The organism is Streptomyces sp. NPDC007162 (assembly GCF_040634175.1).
GTDB lineage: Bacteria > Actinomycetota > Actinomycetes > Streptomycetales > Streptomycetaceae > Streptomyces.
Genome location: NZ_JBEYFC010000769.1, coordinates 1 through 3,207 on the forward strand (window position 1 = coordinate 1; position 3,207 = coordinate 3,207).

Annotated in this window: 2 protein-coding genes; one reads left to right on the plus strand and one right to left on the minus strand. The window is 69.9% G+C overall.

Annotated elements, in window-relative coordinates; translation table 11 throughout:
• Nucleotides 1-2,050, plus strand: a 2,050-nt coding sequence (locus ABZ646_RS43610; RefSeq protein ID WP_360532487.1) for a hypothetical protein, incomplete at its 5' end; no start/stop codon positions are given.
• Nucleotides 2,051-2,323: 273 nt separating this feature from the next.
• Here ABZ646_RS43610 and ABZ646_RS43615 read toward each other — a convergent pair.
• On the minus strand, nt 2,324-3,207 hold an 884-nt coding region (locus tag ABZ646_RS43615; RefSeq protein WP_360532490.1), incomplete at its 5' end, for a KUP/HAK/KT family potassium transporter.

Consider the following 3,207-nt stretch of genomic DNA (forward strand, 5'->3'; position numbering starts at 1 on the left):
CCGATTCGGCGGGACTCGTGACAGCAGGGGCTGCCAGGAAGGTGAACTGGACCGCGAGGACCCGCTCGTAAGGCGGATCCTGCTGCGCGCGCTCCTCACCGACCTGCGCAAAGCCACCCGGCGCAGGTCCCGGCTGAGCCACTTGTGGGCCCGGCGGCACTCCTCCTTCGTGGTCCTCGTCCCGCAGATCGACGCGGCGGACGGACCCGGCCGGACACTGCTCGGCACGTTCGCGGAACTGGCCGGCGACCATCCCTCCCGGCCGCTGCTCGTCCTGGCCGGCTGCGCGGGCCCGCCGCCGGACTACGCCGTCCCCCTGGGTGCCGACCCCGACCGGCCGAACGGCATCGCCGACAAGGTGTTCGCCGTCCTCAGCGAGGACGGCCCCGAGCCCGTACGCCTCGTCACGCTGCCCGCAGAGGACGACACGGAGGGCACGGCGAGAAACAAGGTCGAGAAGGGTGGCGGGATCACGGTCCGCAGGGACCACCCCCTCGACTGGGTGCGCCCCTCGGTACTTCCGGCCCTGGCCCTGGCAACCGCCGCTTTCTACCTGCTCCCCGTCTCCTTCTGGCCAGGCACCGAGCGCCCCGAACAGCCGTCGTGCGTCACGGTGCCCACGGGCGAGCGCGTGGGTGTCACCGACGGCAAGCAGTGTGATCTCGCCGTGCCCGGGGATCCCGGGAAGGAACTGCGGGATCTGGAGCACCGGGTCGCCGAGGAGAACGCCCGGATCCCCGACGGGCGCTACCGCACCCTGGTCTTTCTCGCGCCCCTGAGCCTGCAGAAGGGTGTCTACGACGACCCGCCGCTCGGCCTGCAGATCCTGCGCGGCGCGATCGCCCAACAGCACCGGCTGAACGCCGGCGTCCGCCAGAACAAGATGCCCGTCCGCCTGCTCATCGCCAACACCGGACAGTACTTCCAGTACGGCGCGCACGACGACGCGGCACCGAAGGACCCGGACGTCGCCCAGATGATCATCGACCGGCAGCGCGAGGACCACATCGCCGCGGTCATCGGCATCACACAGAGCCGTCGCGAGTCGTTGCGAGCGGTCCAGGAACTCGACCAGGCCGGCATCCCGGTCGTCGCCAACGGCGTGTCCGGCAGCACCATGGTCGGACCCGACTCGCCACAGCGCTATTTCCAGATCTCGGCCCCCAACACCCGCCTGGGCCCCGTCTTCGCCGACTTCATCCACCACTCCCCCGAGATCCGCCACCTCACCAGCCGCCGCCCCCACGCCGTCGTCGTCTACGACCCCACCGACCCCTCCTTCAGCATCGACCTCAGAAACGTCTTCCTCCACGCCTACCAGCCCTACGGCGGCATCGAAGAGGTCACCTACAGCGAGAAACCCGGAGCCACCACCCCCGACAGCATCGCCACCGACATGTGCAACAAGGTCTCCGCCACCCACGGCATCGTCGTCTACCTCGCGCGATCGGGTGTGCTGCCCAGCCTCCTCAACGCCATGCAGAGCGCCGGCGGCCAGTGCCAGCCCGCCGAGGGCACGACCATCCCACTGATCGCCGAGAGCGCCCCCATCGACTTCCAGCTCCGTCCCGCCCGAACGGCACGCGCCTACCCGTACATGACGCTGTTCTACGAGACGCCGAACGCCCCCACCTCGGACCCCCGGGACCCCTACGCCCAGTTCACCCAGGACTTCGCAGCCGTCTTCGGGCACCTGAGCGCCGACGCCGACGCGGCCGGCGGCTTCGACACCGTCGGCATCGTCTCGAAGGTCATCGAGAACCTGCTGCCGGCCACGCCGGACGTCCAGCCCAACGACATCTACCTGTGGCTCACCGCCCACGGCGTCTCCCAGTACCCCGGTGCCTCGGGCGTACTGCGCCTGGACGCCAAGAACAAGTACCCGCCCGACAAGGCCGTCTACATCCGCGAGATCACCCAGCCGGGCGGTGCCACGGCCACGCTGCTCAGCTGCGGCATCCTGCCCGACCGGCAGAACCGCGCGACCTGGGGCACAGCACCGGACACCTTCCCCTGCCCCCGCGAGGACCCGGAAGCACCGTCCGGCTGACACCGCCCGCCGTGCGCCGGCTTCGACGCGATCGACTCCAGCCTCCAGGCCCGCCTCGCCGAGGTCGCCGTCGCCGTCGCCCAGAACGTCGACGCACACGATCATCGCCAGAACCGCCATGGTGTACGGCGTCCACGCCCTGCACGCCGACCACAACTGCGCCGACGCCTGGGGTACCCCGCCGCCCTCGGCATCGCCGCCACCAACCGCTTCCTCCTCCACCGCGGCTTCCGACGCAACGGCCAGCTGTGAGCTGGGCCGGTTCGGGCGGGGTCACACCTCGATGTGAGAGCCCATGATGACCGTGCGGTCGCCGGGAAGGCCGAAATACTCGGCCGCGTCGGCCGTGATGTAGGACGTGGCAATGAACAGACGCTTTCGCCACGGGGCCATCGTCCGGGCCCTGCCCCGGCGCAGCTCGATCTTCGACAGGAAGTAGGACGCCCGGTCGAGGTCCAACGGCCCCTCGGTGTCGGCCGGTTCGAGCATCGCCAGGGTCGCGGGTACGTCCGGCGTCTCCATGTAGCCGTACCGAGCGGTGACGTGCACGATCCCGTCGTCGGCGAAACCGAGGCTGTCGACGAGGAGGCGCCGGTCGGCCGGGACCCGGGGCACCGGCTCGGTCTCGATGGAAAGGATCACGACCTGTTCGTGCCGTACGTGGTTGTGCTCGACGTTGGCCCGCAGGGCGAGCGGCGCGGTCTCCTTGCCCCGGTTGAGGAAGACGGCCGTGCCAGGGACCGTACGCGTCGGCTCCGCCCCGGACCGCAGGCCGTTGATGAAAGCGGGGAGCGGCCCCTCGTGCTGGGCGCGTTCCGCCGTGACGATTCTGCGGCCGCGCTGCCAGGTCGTCATCACGGTGAACGCCGTCAGCCCGATCAGCAGCGGCAGCCACGCACCGTGGACGAGCTTGGTCAGGTTGGCCGCCACGAACAAGAGGTCCACGAGGAGCAGCACGCCGGCGCCGATCCCGATGAGCCACTTGGGCGTACCCCACTTCGCGCGCGCGACGTAGAAGAACAGCAGGGTGGTGATGGTGATGGTGCCGGTGACCGCCATGCCGAACGCGAAGGCCAGCGCCGCGGAGCTGCGGAAGGCGAAGACCAGGGTGAGGACCGAGACCATCAGCAGCCAGTTGATCCAGGGGACGTAGATCT